Source organism: Achromobacter sp. SIMBA_011, assembly GCF_046535435.1.
Lineage (GTDB): Bacteria > Pseudomonadota > Gammaproteobacteria > Burkholderiales > Burkholderiaceae_B > Achromobacter > Achromobacter dolens.
Map to the genome: position 1 here is coordinate 1 of NZ_JAWRWN010000592.1, position 265 is coordinate 265.

Annotated in this window: 1 pseudogene; it reads right to left on the bottom strand. The window is 61.1% G+C overall.

What is annotated here, in order from left to right:
• Positions 1-265 (bottom strand): annotated as a pseudogene (locus tag SB816_RS32290) (sugar ABC transporter substrate-binding protein); the annotation flags it as partial.

Below are 265 nucleotides of genomic sequence, written 5' to 3' on the forward strand. Positions count from 1 at the left end.
TCGAAGCTCGGCTTGCCGGAGGAAAGCTCGATCACCACCTTCTGGCGCTGCTGCTGTTCCGGCGTTGCCTCGGCATTGACCTTGATGCCGGTCAGTTCTTCGAATTCGCCGAGATATTTGATCAGCGTTTCGCTGCGCGGGCTTTTGACGAGATTGACCTCAAGCGTGGTGCCGGCGTGTTTTTTCCAGTTCACCGCTGCCGATGCCGGGCGAATGCCGAGCATCGCGCTGCCGCCGATCGCTGCCGTGCCTGCCAGAAAGGCGC